This is a genomic window from Labrys sp. ALF-8 (assembly GCF_059699065.1).
Genome location: NZ_AP048537.1, coordinates 3,255,411 through 3,271,394 on the forward strand (window position 1 = coordinate 3,255,411; position 15,984 = coordinate 3,271,394).

Sequence of the window (15,984 nt, forward strand, 5' to 3'; positions counted from 1 at the left end):
TGCCGGCTGCACGGATTTTCCATGGACTGCACGCACTGGATGGTTGCCTCCGCCACGACAATGACGGATTGACGCCTTGTTTGCGCCGTGCGCGCAGCGGAAAGCAGGACGGGTGCGTTTGCCGGTAGCTGTTGCTTAACCCCAAGCGCTTAGAATCGGTTGGATTTTGTTAAGTCTGGAAGGCAGGTATGGCGCAAGGGCAACGGCGCATGATTGAACGGGTAGAACCGCGTTTCGAGCCGGAAAAGGGCGACGAGCCCAGCCAGGACGATGATTTCCGCGTAACCCGTGACGATCGTCCCGCGCCCGCACCGATCGAGCAACGCAGCCGCCCGCTCGCGCGCGCCAAGAGCGTACGCGCGAAAGGCGGAGGCTGGAGCCTGTTCGGCTCTTCGGCGGGCCGTGGTGATTCGCCGCCTCGCCGTGGCGGGGGCAGCGGCTCCGGCGGCGGCAAGGGTCGCCGTCCGAAACGCCGCCGTTCCATGCTCTACCGCCTTGTCTACTGGTCTTTCGTGCTGTGCATGTGGGGGCTGCTCGGCGCCGGCGGCGTCGTGGCCTGGTATGCGGCCCATCTGCCGCCGATCCAGAACCTGGAGGTGCCTTCTCGCCCGCCCAACGTTCAGATCGTCTCCGCGGACGGCACCGTCATCGCCAACCGGGGCGACATGGGGGGAGCCGCGGTCTCGATCAAGGATCTGCCGAACTACGTGCCGCAGGCCTTCGTCGCGATCGAGGACAGGCGCTTCTATTCGCATTTCGGCATCGACCCGCAGGGACTTGCCCGCGCGGCCTATGTCTACCTCACCACCCATCACCTGACGCAGGGCGGCTCGACGCTCACCCAGCAGCTCGCCAAGAACATCTTCCTTACCCAGGAGAAGAGCCTGCAGCGCAAGGTCCAGGAGGCGATTCTCGCGGTCTGGCTGGAACGCAAGTTCACCAAGGACCAGATCCTGGAGATGTACATCAACCGCGTCTATTTCGGCGCGGGGGCCTACGGCATCGAGGCTGCGGCGCAGCGCTATTTCCACAAGCCGGCGAAGAACCTCAACGTGATGGAAGCGGCGACGCTGGCGGGCCTGATGAAGGCTCCCTCGTCCCTTGCACCGAACAAGAATCCGAAGGGCGCGCGTGACCGTGCCGTGCTGGTGCTCGACGCCATGGTCGACACCAAGGTGATCTCGCCCCAGCAGGAAAAAGACGCCCTGGCGAACCCGGTGAAAGTCTCGAAATTCGCCTCGGAGTCCTCCGGCAACTATCCGGCTGACTGGATCGTCAGCCAGCTCGACGATCTCACGGGACCGCTCGACAGCGACGTGGTGGTGGAGACCACCATCGATTCCAAGCTCCAGACGACGGCCGAGCAGTCGCTGCGCCAGGCGCTCGACAAGTCAGGCGCCAAGCTGCGCGTGTCGCAGGGCGCGCTGGTGGCGATGGATCCGGACGGAGCCGTGCGGGCCATGGTCGGTGGGCGGTCCTACGCGGACAGCCAATTCAATCGCGTCATCTCCGCCTATCGCCAGCCCGGCTCGACCTTCAAGCCCTTCGTCTATCTCTCGGCGCTCGAGAACGGCGCCACGCCGGATACGGTACGCGACGATGCGCCGGTGAGCCTGGCTGGCTGGAGTCCTGCGGATTTCTCCAAGGAATATCGCGGCCCCGTCACCCTGACTACGGCTCTTGCCCTCTCCCTCAACACAGTCGCAGTGCGCCTGTGCGCCGAGGTCGGCCCGAAGACGGTGGTGGATGTCGCGCATCGCCTCGGCATCGTCTCGAATCTGGAGCCCAATCCCTCCATTGCGCTCGGCACGTCCGAGGTGACGCCGCTCGAGATCACCTCGGCCTATGCGACCTTCGCCAATGGCGGCCATCTCGTCATTCCCTACGTCGTCAAGCGCATCAGGACGGTCAAGGGCAAGGTGCTCTTCCAGCGCCCGCCGCCTGTGAATGCGATCGTGATCGACCCCGACAAGGTCGGCATGATGAACTCGATGATGAGTCAGACCCTCACCATCGGCACGGCGCGCAAGTCGGCGCTGCCGGGCTGGCAGGCGGCCGGCAAGAGCGGTACCAGCCAGAATTACCGCGACGCCTGGTTCATCGGCTTCACCAGCCACATGGTCACCTCGGTATGGGTCGGCAACGACGACGGGACCTCGACGAAGCGCATAACCGGCGGCGCCCTCCCGGCCGAGATCTGGAACAGCTTCATGCGCGTGGCCCACAAGGGTATCGCGCCGACCCCGCTGCCTGGCAGGCCATGGGTGCATCAGGAGCCGCCGGAGGACCAGGTCATCGCCGCCCAGCCCCAGATCGATGGTGCGCCTGACGACCAGCCCGTCGTGATGGAGCCTGTGACGACCGCCGAAGCTCCCCGTTCGACCGGGCGCCCGATCGCCGATTGGCTGAGCCGCGTTCTGGGACGTTGATCTGGAGCGTCGCTTTTCAGGGCCACCGCTGCCGTCAATCACCCGGCCCTTTTTCCAGTCGCCAACCACGCGGTGATGGCCAACGCCAGCAATGTCGCGACGGCGCCGAAAAGGAAGGGCGTCGCTTCGCTGAACAGGCCGGAGATCCAGCCCGCGGCCGGGCCTGTGACGCCGAGGGAGACGTCGAGGAACATCGAATAGAGCGCCAGCGCCGAGCCGCGGTTGGCTGGTGGCACTCGCGCCACGGCCTCGACGCCGATAGCCGGGAAGACAAGGCTGAAGCCGAAGCCGGTCACGGCCGCACCGGCCAGCGCCATCGCCGGACCCGTGGCGGCCCAGACCGCCGTCAGCCCCGCAACCTGCACGACCAGCGAGACGATCGCCGCAGGGTAACCGCCCCAGCGGTTGATCACATCGGCGAAAAGCAGGCGGCAGGCGATAAAGGCGACACCGAAAGCGCTGAGCGCATAGGCCGCGCCATCCCAATGGCGAGCGACGTAGAACAGCGTGACGAAGGTGGTGATCGTGCCGAAGCCGGCGGTGGCGAGCGCTAGAGCCGTGCCATGCGGCAGCACGCGGAACAGCACCGAGCGGAAGCTCAGGAGATTGTCGCGCGCCGTCATCGGCGTGGCTGGTTTCGGCAGGGCGAGAGCAAGGCCGACCAGGGAGAGAGCCATCACCGCGATGCCGATGCCGGCGAAGCCGGACAGGCCGGTGATCGCCACGCCCGCCGGTGCTCCCACGGCCAGCGCACCATAGGTGGAGACGCCGTTCCAGGCGATGATGCGTGCCGTCTTCTCCGGTCCGACGCGTCCGATCGCCCAGGCGATGGCGCCGGTGCCGATCAGGCTTTCGCAGATGCCGAGCGAGAGACGGCTCGCCAGCAGGAAGCCGAGCGCGACAGCTGGAGTACTCTCGAAAAGGGCCGATGCGAGCAGAATGGCCCCGCTGCCGAAGCCGGCATAAAGGCCCCAGATCACGGTGAGCTTGGGGCCCTTGGTATCGGCGATCCGGCCGACTCGCGCTCGGGTCAGCACTGTCGCGATATACTGGATGCTGATGGCGAAGCCCGCCATCACTGTGGAATAGCCGAGTGTGCCGTGGACAAAGGTCGGGAGCACCGCCAGAGGCAGGCCGATGTTCAGGAAGCCGACGAATGTGATGAAGACGGTGGCAATGATCTGGGCATTGTCGCCACGCTCCCCCTGCTTGTTAAGGACGGCGGCTGAGGGTTCGGACGACACGGAAAAGTCCTTCGAGAAAACGGCACAACGCCGCTCCGGCTGGGTTGCGGTGACGGCTGCAAATCGGGGAAAAGTACGTTGTAGACTAGGCTGCTGAAACGGTTCGGCCAATGCCTATTGCAGCAGGTCTGATCTGATTGATTCGCACCGCTCGACCGAAGGCAGTCGGGTAGGAGAGAAAGGAACTCTTCTACCCGATGTCGATATCGAAACTGCCGGCGATGTGCGCCGGCCAGTGGCCCGGCGCCATGTAGACGGCATCGAAGCGCAGGGTGAAGGACATGTGCTCGGGATGGCGCGAAAGCCAGGCACGGGCGGCATTGGCGATGCGACGCTGCTGGGCGGGTGTGACGGATTCGAGCGCCGCGCCGAGGCTGGAGCGGGCCTTCACCTCGACGAAGACCAGCGTCCTCCCCTTGAGGGCAATCAGGTCGATCTCCCCACCAGGGACTTTGAAGCGGCGTGCGAGGATGCGGTAGAGCTTCAGGCGCAGCAGCCACGCGGCCCTCGACTCGGCACCCAATCCATAGCGGAATGCAGCCTGGCGTTCGAGCTTGCTCAAGAGGCCCTGCTGCGTCGCTCCGAGGCCATTTCGACGGCGCGTGCGTAGACATCGCGTTTGGGCAGGCCGAGGCGCGCCGAGACGGCGGCCGCGGCGTCCTTCACGGACAGCGTGTCCAGCGCGGCGGACAGCGATGCCTCGATGTCGTCGGCGCTGGCGCGTTCCTCCACGGGCGGGCCGACGACCACCACGATCTCACCCCTGGGCTCGTCCGCGATGGCGAAATCGGTCGCGAGGGAGACCAGCGTGCCGCGATAGATCGTCTCATAGGCCTTGGTGAGTTCACGGGCCACCGTGGCAGCGCGATCCCCAAGGGCCGTCGCCATGGCCGCAAGGCTGTCCGCGAGGCGTGGCCCGCTTTCGTAGAAGATGAGAGTGGCCGGAATAGACTTGAGCTCGGCAAGGCGGTTGGAGCGGGCGCCATCCTTGTTTGGCAGGAAGCCTTCGAAGAAGAAGCGATCCGTCGGCAAGCCCGCGACGGTTAGGGCGGCGAGCGCAGCGGAAGGGCCGGGCGCGGCGAACACCGGCACGCCGGCTTCCACCGCCTCGCGAACCAGCTTGAAGCCGGGATCCGAAACCATCGGCGTGCCGGCGTCCGAGACGAGAGCGACGCCCTGGCCGCTCGCCAGCCGCTCCAGGATCTGCGGGCGAACGCGCGGGGCGTTGTGGTCGTTGTAGGCGAGGAGCTGGGCATCGATGCCGTAGTGATGGGTGAGGCGGCCGGTGACGCGGGTATCCTCGCAGACGATGAGATCGGCTGCCGCAAGTGTCGTGAGCGCGCGCAGGGTGATGTCGCCGAGATTGCCGATGGGCGTTGCCACCACGTGAAGGCCCGGCTGCAGCGTCGGGGCGGTCAAGCGTTGGCCGTGCAGCAGATAGCTGCGCGCGTGGTCGACGATGGAGGGAGAAAAATCTGGGCGCATGGGGTCCCGCCTTTGCCGGCAGCGAGTCGCGATCCACTGCCTCACTTCCTGTGTAGTCCCCTCAGGCTCAAAGGCAAGTTGATCTTCCCGCCCGCCTGTTGAAGATAAAGCCTCCAGGACAGGAGATTTTGATGAAACCAGGCCAGAACGACCTCCTCCTCGTGATCGACGTGCAAAACGATTTCTGTCCCGGTGGCGCACTTGCCGTCCCCGATGGCGATGCCGTGGTGCCCGACATCAACCGCCTGGCAGTCGATTTCAGCCATTGCGTCCTCACGCAGGACTGGCACCCCGCGGGCCATTCCTCCTTCGCCTCCACCCATCCCGGCACTTCGCCCTTCTCGACCATTGCCATGCCTTATGGCGAGCAGACGCTCTGGCCGGACCATTGCGTCCAGGGTACGGAAGGCGCCGCGTTCCATCCCGGCCTTGACCTGCCAAGAGCGGAGATGGTCATTCGCAAAGGCTACAATGCCGAGATCGACAGCTATTCGGCCTTTTTCGAGAATGACCGCAAGACGCCGACGGGCCTGGCGGGCTACCTCGCGGAACGCGGGCTGAAACGCATTTTCTGCGTCGGCCTGGCCACGGATTTCTGTGTACGGTTTTCGGCCGAGGATGCACGCAAGCTCGGGCTCGAGACCGTGGTGGTGCTGGGCGCCTGCCGCGGAATAGACCTCGGCGGTTCCATAGCGGCGGGTATCGAAGCGATGAAAGCGGCCGGCGCGACGCTGGTGGATCGCCTGTAAGGGGCAGGGCACGACGGCAACTTCCGCACGCAGCGGGGAAGAGCTTTGCCCGGAGGGGGCCAGGCTTCGCCTTCGCGGCCTCTTGTCTCCTTGGCTTTTTTGTGATCACAATTCCGGGCAGTTGTTTTCTCCCATCCGGAATCTTCCATGAAATCCGTCTATTCCGAGCGCCATAAGGGCCATGCCGGCAATTTCGAGCTGGTGGCTGGTGCAATCGTGCCGGCCTTTGAACTGCCTTCGCGGGCGGAATTCATCCGTGCGCGGATCGATGAAGTCGGGCTGGGTCCCGTGCTTTCCCCGCAATCGCATTCACTCGATGCCGCGAAGCGCGTGCATCGGGCGGATTTCATCGATTTCCTGCCTCAGGTCTATCCGCGCTGGAAGGCGATCGGCCGCGAGGGCAGCGCGATTCCCTTCACATGGCCGACCCGTGGGTTGAGAGGGGACAAGGCACCTGAATCGATCGAGGCACTCCTCGGCTACTATTCGTTCGATGCCGGGGCCACCTTCGTGGAAGGCACCTGGGACGCCATCAAGTCGTCCTACGAGGTGGCGCTGACGGCGGCTGCCCTGGTGAAGAATGGCGAGCGTGCGGCTTTTGCCCTCTGCCGCCCGCCGGGTCACCATGCCGGCACCTATTTCATGGGGGGCTACTGCTTCATCAACAATGCCGCCGTGGCGGCGCAGTGGTTCCGCGACAACGGCGCCGCCAGGGTCGCCATTCTCGACGTGGATTATCATCACGGCAACGGTACGCAGGAAATCTTCTACGAGCGCGACGACGTGCTCGTCGTCAATCTCCATGGCGATCCGGCCAACGAATATCCCTTCTTCCTCGGCTATGCCGACGAAACCGGCTCCGGCCGCGGCGAGGGCTTCAACGTCAACTTCCCCATGCCGGCGGGCACCGCCTTCGATGCCTGGGGAGCGGCGCTGGAGGAAGGCTGCAGGAAGATCGAAGCCTACAAGCCCGACGTGGTCCTGGTCTCCCTCGGAGTCGACACGTTCGAGAAGGATCCCATCAGCGCCTTCAAGCTGAAGACGGAGAATTATCCGTCGATCGGCGCCCGGATCGCCAAGCTCGGCCTGCCGACCCTTTTCGTCATGGAAGGGGGATACGCCGTAGCCGAGATCGCCGTGAACGCAGTCGGCGTACTCACGGGTTTCGAGGGCGCATGATGACCGCGACGACCTTCGGCGTTGTACAGTTCGCCTGTTCGGACAGCGTGGACGAGAATGTCGCCACCGCTGCCCGGCTGGTGCGCGAGGCGGCGCGGCAGGGTGCGCAGGTCGTCCTCGTGCAGGAATTGTTCGAGGGGCTGTATTTCTGCCAGGAGGAGCGCGCGGAGCATTTTGCCCGTGCGCGGCCGCTCGACAGGGGCCACCCCACCCTACACGCCATGCGAAGCCTTGCCGCCGAGCTCAATGTCGTGCTCCCGATCAGCCTCTTCGAACGCGCCAACCAAGCCTACTACAACAGCCTCGTCATGGTTGACGCCGATGGCGGCGTGCTCGGCCTGTATCGCAAGTCCCATATTCCGGATGGCCCGGGCTATGAGGAGAAGTTCTATTTTCGCCCTGGCGACACCGGCTTCAAGGTATGGCCGACCCGATACGGCAATATCGGGGTCGGCATCTGCTGGGACCAGTGGTTCCCCGAGGCGGCGCGTGCCATGGCGCTGATGGGGGCGGACGCTGTCCTCTACCCTACGGCGATCGGTTCCGAACCCGTCTCGGGCTACGATTCCATGGAGTATTGGCGCACGGTGATGCGGGGGCACGCCGGCGCAAACATCGTGCCGGTGATGGCGGCGAACCGCACGGGGGTGGAGCGCTTCGGAGAGCGCGAGCTAACCTTCTACGGCTCTTCCTTCATCGCCGGCCCGCATGGCGAACTCGTTGCCGACGCGGGACGCTCGGGCGAAGCCGTCCTGACCGCGACCTTCGATCTTGATGCCATCCGGGCCCAGCGCGCCGCCTGGGGCTTGTTCCGTGACCGGCGTCCGGAGCTGTACGGATCGCTGGCCACGGGGGACGGCAGCACGAAGGTGGGGTGATACCGGCGCTCTCCCGCCATCGCCCTCCTTTTTGCTTCGGTCCCGGTCGAGTTATCCCCAATACGAAATCGTGGCTTGAACCTGGGGCCGATCAGCGTAATCATGACGCTATGACGACACGCCGCAAAAGGAGGCGTCATGACGGAGGCCGATCCGCCGGGATCGCAGTTTTCGCGGAGCGAGAGCGCTGATATCGCGTATTTCCCCGCTTCGCGACGATCCGATCCACCAGCCATCGCCTTTGACCGGCACGAACTGCGCCAGATCATGAATCTGTATGGCCGCATGGTCGCCAACGGAGAGTGGCGCGATTATGCCATCGACTTCCTGCGCGACAAGGCCGTGTTCTCGATCTTTCGCCGCACCTCCGAGATGCCTCTTTATCGCATCGTGAAGGATCCGGCGCTTGCGCAGCGCCAGGGGGCCTTCAGCGTTCTGGCGCCTTCGGGCATGATTCTCAAACGCGGCCATGACCTCTCTCGCGTCCTGCAGGCGATCGACAAGCCCGTAAGGGTGGTGGTGTAGCCGAAAACGTTGGGCGGGCCAGTCCGTGGGCATGGTCCTGCGGCGAAAGGCGCGGGATCGGGGTGCCGCTCTCCGCTACTTGCGTGACGAAGGCGATCTGTGATCGCCACGCCGCGCATGTCTGTCCCTGGCGCCTTCAGGGCTATTTCAATCCCTTGACGAACTCGGCCACCACCGGCGTGAGCTTTTCCACCATCACGTCCACGCCCGCGGCAGTGGGATGCATCCCGTCGGGCTGGTTCAGCTTCGGGGTGCCGGCCACGCCATCGAGGAAGAAGGGATAGAGCGGCACCTGGTATTTTGCCGCCAGGTCCGGATAGATCGCATCGAAGGCCTTCTGGTAATCCGCGCCGAGATTGGGCGCCGCCCGCATGCCCATCAGGAGCACCGGGATGTTGCGCTTCTTCAGGCGCGCCAGGATCTCGTCGAGATTGGCGCGGGCCTGGACGGGGTCCATGCCGCGCAGCATGTCGTTGGCGCCCAGTTCCAGCAGTACTGCCTTGGTCCCATCGGGCACTGACCAGTCGAGTCTTGCCAGGCCGCCATCGGTCGTATCGCCGGAGACGCCGGCATTGTCGATCACCACCTCGACGCCCACCTTCCCGAGGGCGGCTTGCAGCTTGGCGGGATAGGCATCCTGCGCCTCTAGCCCGAGGCCTGCCGTCAGGCTGTCGCCCAACGCCACGAGATGCGCGGGCTCGGCACGGGCGGGGAAGTTACTGACAAGTAACGTGAGAATTGCCACAATCGGTGCGTAGATGCGAAGACGAACCACGGAAAACCCTTCGGATGCCCTTATGAACGATGCAATCGACCTCGCCGATGTCCACCTCAGTCTCGGCACCGGCGCGGCGCGTGTTCATATTCTCAAGGGCGTTACGCTGAAAATAAGGCGGGGGGAAGCGGTGGGGCTGGTTGGTCCCTCCGGCTCGGGCAAGTCCACGCTGTTGATGACGCTGGGCGGGCTCGAGCGGCCCGACAGCGGAACCGTGCGCATCGCGGGCCAGGATCTGGGCGTGCTCAACGAGGACGGCCTGGCGCGCTTTCGCGGCCGGCATATCGGCGTGGTCTTCCAGTCGTTCCATCTCATTCCGACCATGACGGCGCTCGAGAATGTCGCCGTGCCCCTGGAACTCGCCGGGCGGCGCGACGCCTTCGAGAGGGCGCGAGCCGAGCTGGAAGCGGTGGGCCTCGGGGCCCGCACCGCGCATTATCCGGCGCAATTGTCGGGCGGTGAGCAGCAGCGCGTGGCGCTCGCGCGCGCGCTGGCGCCGGAACCTGCGATCCTCATCGCCGACGAGCCGACAGGTAATCTCGACGAGGGCACGGGCACCGGCATCGTCGAGCTGATGTTCCGCCTCAAGCGCGAGCGCGGCGCCACGCTGGTGCTGGTGACACACGATCTCGGCCTCGCGGCGCGTTGCGACCGCATGGTCCGCATACGCTCGGGCTATATCGAATCTGACGAGCCGGCGAAGATAGAAGCGGCAGAATAGCCCGGATGCCCGTGTATCCGGATCACTCCTTCAGCAAGGCCTGCACATCGAGACGCCGCGTGTACATGGCAAGCTTGCCGTCCTCCGCCCTCGGCCAGTCTTCCTGCGGACGGTCCCAGTAGAGTTCCACGCCGTTCTGGTCGGCATCGCGCAAGTAGAGCGCCTCGCTGACGCCATGGTCGCTGGCACCGTCGAGCTCGATCCCGGCAGCCAGCACGCGGCGGAGCGCATCGGCGAGGGCGGCGCGCGTGGGGTAGAGGATGGCGGTGTGATAAAGACCCGTGGAACCGGGCGGCGGGGGTGAGCCGCCCTTGCTCTCCCAGGTATTGAGGCCGAGATGATGGTGATACCCGCCGGCCGAGAGAAATGCGGCCTGCGTGCCGTACCGAGCCATTACGTCGAAGCCGAGGACGCCGACATAGAAGTCCAGCGCACGGTCGAGATCGGCGACCTTGAGATGCACATGTCCAATCCTCACCCCGGCGGCGACGGGTTTGGGAGCGGGGGCGAGCGGATGAAGCGGTTCAATCGACATGGGGAAAATCCTTCTGTCACCGAGATAAGCCCTCCGGGGATTTTTCGCCATGATACGGTTTGGAAGAAGTCTCCTGCCGCGTCGAGCGGTCCGAACCATGGAGACGATCATCGTTCGTGGGTTCTCTCCGGCTCTTCCTGGCGCACTGCACCATCGGATGAAAGGCAATCGACGGCCCCGAGATCAGAACTCGATGCCCTCCTGTGCCTTCACGCCCGCGGCGAAATGGTGCTTCACGAGGGTCATCTCCGTCACGAGGTCCGCCGCCTCGATCAACTCGGGTTTTGCATTGCGTCCTGTGACGATGACATGCAGGTCCGGGCGCCGTCCCTTGAGGGTCGCGACCACCTCGGCGAGGTCGAGATAGTCGTAGCGCAGCGCAATGTTGATCTCGTCGAGCACCACGAGCCGCATGGCGGGATCGGCCAGCATTTCCTTGGCCGCCTCCCAGGCGCGGCCCGCGGCCGCGACGTCGCGGGCGCGATCCTGGGTCTCCCAGGTGAAGCCTTCGCCCATGCTCTTCCAGGTGACGAGGTCCTCGAAGCGCTCCAGCGCCTTGCGCTCTCCCGTGGACCAGGCACCCTTGATGAACTGGACCACGCCGATGCGCCAGCCATGGCCGAGCGCACGCATGATCAAGCCGAAGGCGGCCGTCGATTTTCCCTTTCCCGGGCCGGTATTGACGATCAGCAGGCCCTTCTCGATCGTCTTGGCCGCGACCTCGGCATCCTGCACGGCCTTGCGCTTTTCCATCTTCGCCTTGTGGCGTGCCTGTTCGTCCGTCATTTCACCACCATGGGCAGGCCCGCGACCGTGAAGACGACCCGGTCGCAAAGCGCTGCGATCTGTTGATTGAGACGCCCCTGCTCGTCACGGAAGGCGCGCGCCAAGGCGTTTTCCGGCACGATCGAGAGGCCGACTTCATTGGAGACGAGCACGACGGGGCCGCCAGCCGCGCCGAGCGCTCCGGCAAGGCTGTCGAATGCCGGCTTCAGCGCATGCTCGCCAAGCATGAGGTTGGTAAGCCACAAGGTTAGGCAATCGACGAGAACCGGCCCCTCGGACGCCGCAATCGCCTCGGGTAGTGCCAGGGGTGCGTCCACCGTACGCCAGCTTTCGTTCCTCCGGGCCTGGTGCTCCGCGATTCGCTGGCCCATTTCCTCGTCGAAGGCCTGGGCCGTGGCGATGTAGGTCCAAGGGGCAGGATGGGCAGCAATCAGCGCCTCGGCATGGCGGCTCTTGCCGGAGCGCGCGCCGCCGAGGACGAGGGTGAGACGAGGGGCGAACATGGAGCCTTCCTGCCGGGTTTAGAGGCAGATGGCAAGCACCGGCAGAGGGGCTTCTGCTTTGTCCGCGCCCCTCGATGCCAGCAAGAAGGGCGGTGCCGCCCTTCTTGCAAGCTTCTCGTTTCAGAAGCGGACTGGAAGTCCACGCTCCCCGCGCTTCATGCCCCGCTCGACAGGTCCACATTCTTGATGGGCAGCGCCCGGATGCGCTTGCCGGTGGCATTGAAGATCGCATTGCACACGGCCGGCGCGATCGGCGGCGTGCCGGGCTCGCCGATGCCGCCCCATTTGCTGCCGCCGCTCAGCACCAGATGCGTCTCGATCTTCGGCGTGTCGGCGAGGCGAGCGACCTGATAATCGTCGAAATTGCCTTGTACCACTGCGCCCTTGTCGATGGTGATCTCGCCGAAAAGGGCGGCGGAAAGGCCGTAGACCACGGCGCTTTCGATCTGCATCACCACGGTGAGCGGATTGACGACATGGCCGCAATCGACGGCCGCCACCACGCGGTCGACCTTCACCTCGCCCTTCGGGCTGACGGTCAGTTCCACCACTTCGCCCACGATGGTACCGAAGGATTCGTGGATGGCGATGCCGCGACCCGATCCCTTGGGGAGGGGGCTGTCCCAGTCGCTCTTCTCCGCCAGCGTGTCGAGCACGGCGAGAAAGTCGGGCTTTCCCTCGAGAAGTCTGCGCCGGTAGCGGTAACCGTCCACGCCCGCCGCCTGCGCCAGTTCGTCGATGAAGCCTTCGAGGGCGAAGGCGTTCTGCGACGAGCCGACGGAGCGCCAGAACATCACCGGCACATGGGTGTTCTTGAGGATGCAGTCGACCTGCGTGGCTGCCGAGCGGTAGGGCATGTTGGCCAATCCCTCGACGGCGGAGGGTTCTACGCCGTTCTCCACCTTGCCCCAGCCGAGCGAGCGCTGGATCGACCCGACGGCGGTGCGGACATGCATCGCCAAGGGCATGCCGTCGCTCCCCAGCGTAGCATGGAAGCGGATCGCGGCCTGCGGGCGATAGCGGTCGTGCCGCATGTCGTCCTCCCGGGTCCACACCAGCTTCACGGGCTTGCCCACGGCCTTGGAGATGGTCACGGCCTGCACGAGTTCATCGTTCACCGCTCGCCGTCCGAAGCCGCCGCCGAGGAAGCAGTTGTGGATCTCCACCTGCGTGGGCGGTACGCCTGCCGCCTTGGCCGCCAGCTGCAGGGCCATGTCCGGGTTCTGCGTGCCCATCCAGATCTCGACCTTGCCCACTGTGACATGGGCGGTGCAGTTGAGCGGCTCCATTGGGGCATGGGCGAGATGGGGCGCCTGGTAGAGGGCATCCACCCGCTTGCCGGCCTTGAGCCCGGCATCGACATCGCCGTTCGTCAGGGCGGTGACGGCCGGTCCGTCCAGTGCAGCGATGTAATCGGCGTCGAACTGCTTGGAGGTGGTCTCCGCCGCGGGTCCTTCGTCCCAGACGATCGGCAGATTTGTCAGCGCTTCCTTGGCACGCCAGAACCTGTCAGCCACCACGGCGACGCCGCCTTCGATCGGCACCACTGCAATGATGCCGCGACGGCTCCGGATAGCATTCTCGTCATAGGATTTGACCTTGCCGCCGAAGACCGGGCAGGTGGCGGCCGCGGCGTAGACCATGCCCGGCACGCGGATGTCGATGCCGAACCTGGCGGCTCCGGTGAGCTTGGGCGGAGTATCGAGTCGCGCCACTGGCTTGCCGATGAGCGTGTACTGGTCAGGAGTCTTGATCGGTGGATCGTTGGGCAGCGAGATGCCGGCGGCCTCCCCCGCCAGTTCTCCAAAGCCCAGGTTCCTGCCGCTCGCCTGGTGCAGCACCTTGCCCGCGTCGGCATGGCAGCTCTCGGGCGGAACGCTCCAGCGTGCCGCCGCAGCGCGCACCAAGCGCTCACGGGCGTTGGCGCCGGCCGCCTGCAGGAATTCGCGCGAGCGCCTCACGGCACCGGATCCGCCGGTGCCCATGCGTCTGTAGACGCTGTTCTCCCGCAGGTTCCGGCTGGCCGAGGCATATTCGGCCTTCACCTTGGCCCAGTCGCAGCCCAGTTCTTCCGCGACGATCATCGGCAGCGCGGTGAAGATACCCTCGCCCATTTCCGATTGGGCGACGCGGATGATCACGGTGTCGTCGGGCTCGATCATGATCCAGGCGTTGATTTCCCGGCCGGTCCTGGTCTCGTCCCAGGGCTGGTCGGCGACGACGAATGCGTCGGCAGCATCGGGAATGATGCCGCCGATCATCAGGCCGCCGGCGGTGGAGAGCGAGATCGCGAGGAAGCGGCGGCGATCGAGGACCGCGAGCCTCTTGTCGATGGCGTTCATGATCTCATCCCTTCGTCATGGCGGCGGCGCGATGGATGGCGGCGCGGATGCGGGGATAGGTGCCGCAGCGGCAGATATTGGTGATGCCGTTGTCGATGTCGTCGTCGCTGGGGTGGGGCATATCCTGCAGGAAGGCCACAGTGGCCATGATCTGCCCGGACTGGCAATATCCGCATTGCGGCACGTCCTCGGCCAGCCAGGCTTGCTGAACGGGATGTCCGCCATCGGGTGACAGGCCTTCGATCGTGGTGATCTTCGATCCTTCGACATCGCGGACCTGCGTCTGGCAGGAACGGATTGCGGCTCCGTCGACATGCACCGTGCAGGCGCCGCACTGGGCTATTCCGCAACCGAACTTCGTGCCGGTGAGGCCGAGTTCGTCGCGCAGTACCCACAGGAGAGGAGTCTCGGGCTCAATATCGAGCTGATGGGGGATATTATTGACGGTAAGGGCAACCATGGGCAGGCCTTTCAGCGGCTTATGCACGGCAGAAGGCCAGGCCCATCGGCGTCGGCCTACTGTTGGGCGATTGCAAGAAAGCCAGCTTAGCAGCAATCACGGCGGCCGGATGAAGGGTCACGGAGACGTGAGTCATCGTGACCAGGCGTGCAGAGACCCGTAATTCCAAGTGCAAAAGCACTATTCGAGGCGATCGGCACCCGGGCCGCTGGCCGGCATCACGGCTTGAGGAGTATTCTGCTGTAGCCTAGCGCATCGCCCGCGATGGCCACCAGCACGCCGATGGATACCAGGGTCAGCCCCACCAGAAAGATGCGTACGATGCGGCGGTAGATCGGCTCATCGAGAGAGGACACGGACAGCATTCCGGCCATCGACCAGATCTGGAAGGAGATGCCGATGGCGATGAGGAGGACGGCGAGGAGATCCTCGGGTATCCATGCGCCGGGCTGAGAAGCCCAGTTGTTCAGAAAGCCGAGCGAAAAGGCCAGGACCACGCCGATGGCCGTGACCGAGCCGTTGCGGAAGGTCGCATCGATCTTCGGGGCCGGCTGGGTCGGGGGTGTCGGCGGGGGCGAAGGGGTCTCGTCGGCCATGGTAGCCTCGCAGGATCAAGCCGGGGCTTTATGCCGGATTTTGAGGCAGTTTTGGAAGCGGGAACATTGACAAGCTTCGTCACACGGCCCTTATGTCATCTGCGAACGGTCTCTCGTCGAGAGAGAAGAGGGAATGCGGTGCGGGGCGGGTCTTGATCCTTCTCCAAAGCCGCGGCTGCCCCCGCAACTGTAAGCGGCGAGCGCTCTGCCATGAAGCCACTGGGTGACCGGGAAGGCGGCAGCGCGCGGTGAGCCGCGAGCCAGGAGACCTGCCGTTCGCATCGAGATCACCGGTCCGGGCGGGGCGCCGCGGCCACCGGTTTCCGTTTTGGGAGCGTCTCCACTGCCGCTTCCCGCGCCCCAGAGCCGTTTCGGCGGCATGAATGGGGCCGATGCAAGAAACTCCACTGCCAGTCCTTGTGCATGTCTGCGTGACCTGCCGTCGCGAGGGTGACGACCCCGAGGCGCCGCGCCAGGGAGCGAGGCTGCATGGTGCGCTCGCCGGCCTGCTACCCGACGGCATGAAACTCCAGCCCGTCGAGTGTCTCGGCAACTGCCGGCGTTCCTGCACGGTGGCGCTGTCGGCGCCGGGTACCTGGACCTATGTCTTCGGCGATCTCACCGCCGAGAGCGGAATCGATGTCGTCACCGGTGCCCGGCTCCTCGCCCACTCGGCGGACGGCCTGATGCCCTGGCGCGGCCGCCCCGAACCCTTCAAGCGCAGCATGATCGCGCGCATACCTCCCATCCCATCTCTCAAGGAAGCCGCCGAATGAC

At 65.2% G+C, this 15,984-nt stretch carries 17 protein-coding genes and 1 riboswitch; of the genes, 7 read left to right on the forward strand and 10 right to left on the reverse strand.

Features of this window, described 5'->3' with window-relative positions; translation table 11 throughout:
- Positions 1 to 209 precede the first annotated feature (209 nt).
- The gene (locus tag AC6H34_RS14995; RefSeq protein WP_497539286.1) at positions 210 to 2,429 is read left to right on the forward strand and encodes a transglycosylase domain-containing protein; all 2,220 of its coding nucleotides are present in this window, start codon (positions 210 to 212) and stop codon (positions 2,427 to 2,429) included.
- Positions 2,430 to 2,467: 38 nt separating this feature from the next.
- On the opposite strand, the gene AC6H34_RS15000 is transcribed toward AC6H34_RS14995, so the two are convergent.
- From AC6H34_RS15000 to rsmI, 3 genes are all read right to left on the reverse strand, one after another.
- Positions 2,468 to 3,673, reverse strand: a complete 1,206-nt coding sequence (locus AC6H34_RS15000) for an MFS transporter (protein ID WP_497539287.1) — start codon at positions 3,671 to 3,673, stop codon at positions 2,468 to 2,470.
- A 190-nt stretch (positions 3,674 to 3,863) separates the two neighbouring features.
- Entirely contained in the window at positions 3,864 to 4,235 is a 372-nt protein-coding gene (locus AC6H34_RS15005) for a YraN family protein (RefSeq protein ID WP_448149195.1), read from the reverse strand.
- Positions 4,232 to 5,158 (reverse strand): 16S rRNA (cytidine(1402)-2'-O)-methyltransferase, encoded by a 927-nt coding sequence (gene rsmI / locus AC6H34_RS15010; protein ID WP_448149194.1) that lies wholly within the window; start codon positions 5,156 to 5,158, stop codon positions 4,232 to 4,234. Before rsmI ends, AC6H34_RS15005 begins: the two co-directional genes overlap by 4 nt.
- Positions 5,159 to 5,289: 131 nt before the next feature.
- Here rsmI and pncA point away from each other — a divergent pair, with 131 nt between their 5' ends.
- From pncA to AC6H34_RS15030, 4 genes are all read left to right on the forward strand, one after another.
- Positions 5,290 to 5,907 (forward strand): bifunctional nicotinamidase/pyrazinamidase, encoded by a 618-nt coding sequence (gene pncA / locus AC6H34_RS15015; protein ID WP_448149193.1) that lies wholly within the window; start codon positions 5,290 to 5,292, stop codon positions 5,905 to 5,907.
- 147 nt (positions 5,908 to 6,054) lie between these two features.
- Positions 6,055 to 7,086: a histone deacetylase family protein gene (locus AC6H34_RS15020; RefSeq protein WP_448149192.1), complete on the forward strand. Its 1,032-nt coding sequence runs from the start codon at positions 6,055 to 6,057 to the stop codon at positions 7,084 to 7,086.
- Entirely contained in the window at positions 7,086 to 7,964 is an 879-nt protein-coding gene (aguB, locus tag AC6H34_RS15025) for an N-carbamoylputrescine amidase (protein ID WP_497539895.1), read from the forward strand. The genes AC6H34_RS15020 and aguB overlap by 1 nt, the downstream gene beginning before the upstream one ends.
- Before the next feature lie 138 nt (positions 7,965 to 8,102).
- Positions 8,103 to 8,489: a DUF2794 domain-containing protein gene (locus AC6H34_RS15030; protein ID WP_448149191.1), complete on the forward strand. Its 387-nt coding sequence runs from the start codon at positions 8,103 to 8,105 to the stop codon at positions 8,487 to 8,489.
- Positions 8,490 to 8,631: 142 nt separating this feature from the next.
- Here AC6H34_RS15030 and AC6H34_RS15035 read toward each other — a convergent pair whose 3' ends face one another.
- Entirely contained in the window at positions 8,632 to 9,264 is a 633-nt protein-coding gene (locus AC6H34_RS15035) for an arylesterase (protein ID WP_448149190.1), read from the reverse strand.
- A 22-nt stretch (positions 9,265 to 9,286) separates the two neighbouring features.
- Between AC6H34_RS15035 and AC6H34_RS15040 the strand changes: the two genes are divergently transcribed.
- Entirely contained in the window at positions 9,287 to 9,985 is a 699-nt protein-coding gene (locus AC6H34_RS15040) for an ABC transporter ATP-binding protein (protein ID WP_497539288.1), read from the forward strand.
- Between the two features lie 22 nt (positions 9,986 to 10,007).
- Here the strand turns inward: AC6H34_RS15040 and AC6H34_RS15045 are convergent, their stop codons facing one another.
- The 6 genes from AC6H34_RS15045 to AC6H34_RS15070 all read right to left on the reverse strand — a co-directional run bounded on the left by AC6H34_RS15045 (position 10,008) and on the right by AC6H34_RS15070 (position 15,207).
- Positions 10,008 to 10,520, reverse strand: coding sequence for a VOC family protein (locus AC6H34_RS15045; RefSeq protein ID WP_497539289.1), 513 nt, complete (start codon positions 10,518 to 10,520; stop codon positions 10,008 to 10,010).
- Positions 10,521 to 10,703: 183 nt separating this feature from the next.
- Positions 10,704 to 11,306, reverse strand: coding sequence for a cob(I)yrinic acid a,c-diamide adenosyltransferase (gene cobO / locus AC6H34_RS15050; protein WP_497539290.1), 603 nt, complete (start codon positions 11,304 to 11,306; stop codon positions 10,704 to 10,706).
- Positions 11,303 to 11,809 carry a bifunctional adenosylcobinamide kinase/adenosylcobinamide-phosphate guanylyltransferase gene (gene cobU, locus AC6H34_RS15055; protein ID WP_448149186.1) on the reverse strand — a complete coding sequence of 169 codons (507 nt, stop codon included), beginning with the start codon at positions 11,807 to 11,809 and terminating at the stop codon, positions 11,303 to 11,305. The genes cobO and cobU overlap by 4 nt, the downstream gene beginning before the upstream one ends.
- Positions 11,810 to 11,964: 155 nt before the next feature.
- Entirely contained in the window at positions 11,965 to 14,151 is a 2,187-nt protein-coding gene (locus AC6H34_RS15060; RefSeq protein WP_497539291.1) for a xanthine dehydrogenase family protein molybdopterin-binding subunit, read from the reverse strand.
- 4 nt (positions 14,152 to 14,155) lie between these two features.
- The gene (locus AC6H34_RS15065) at positions 14,156 to 14,611 is read right to left on the reverse strand and encodes a (2Fe-2S)-binding protein (protein WP_497539292.1); all 456 of its coding nucleotides are present in this window, start codon (positions 14,609 to 14,611) and stop codon (positions 14,156 to 14,158) included.
- A 218-nt stretch (positions 14,612 to 14,829) separates the two neighbouring features.
- Complete coding sequence (locus AC6H34_RS15070; RefSeq protein ID WP_448149182.1) at positions 14,830 to 15,207, reverse strand: hypothetical protein; 378 nt, start codon at positions 15,205 to 15,207, stop codon at positions 14,830 to 14,832.
- 89 nt (positions 15,208 to 15,296) lie between these two features.
- A riboswitch (cobalamin riboswitch) is annotated at positions 15,297 to 15,498 on the forward strand.
- Between the two features lie 101 nt (positions 15,499 to 15,599).
- Here AC6H34_RS15070 and AC6H34_RS15075 point away from each other — a divergent pair.
- Positions 15,600 to 15,983: a DUF1636 family protein gene (locus tag AC6H34_RS15075; RefSeq protein WP_448149181.1), complete on the forward strand. Its 384-nt coding sequence runs from the start codon at positions 15,600 to 15,602 to the stop codon at positions 15,981 to 15,983.
- Position 15,984 lies beyond the last annotated feature (1 nt).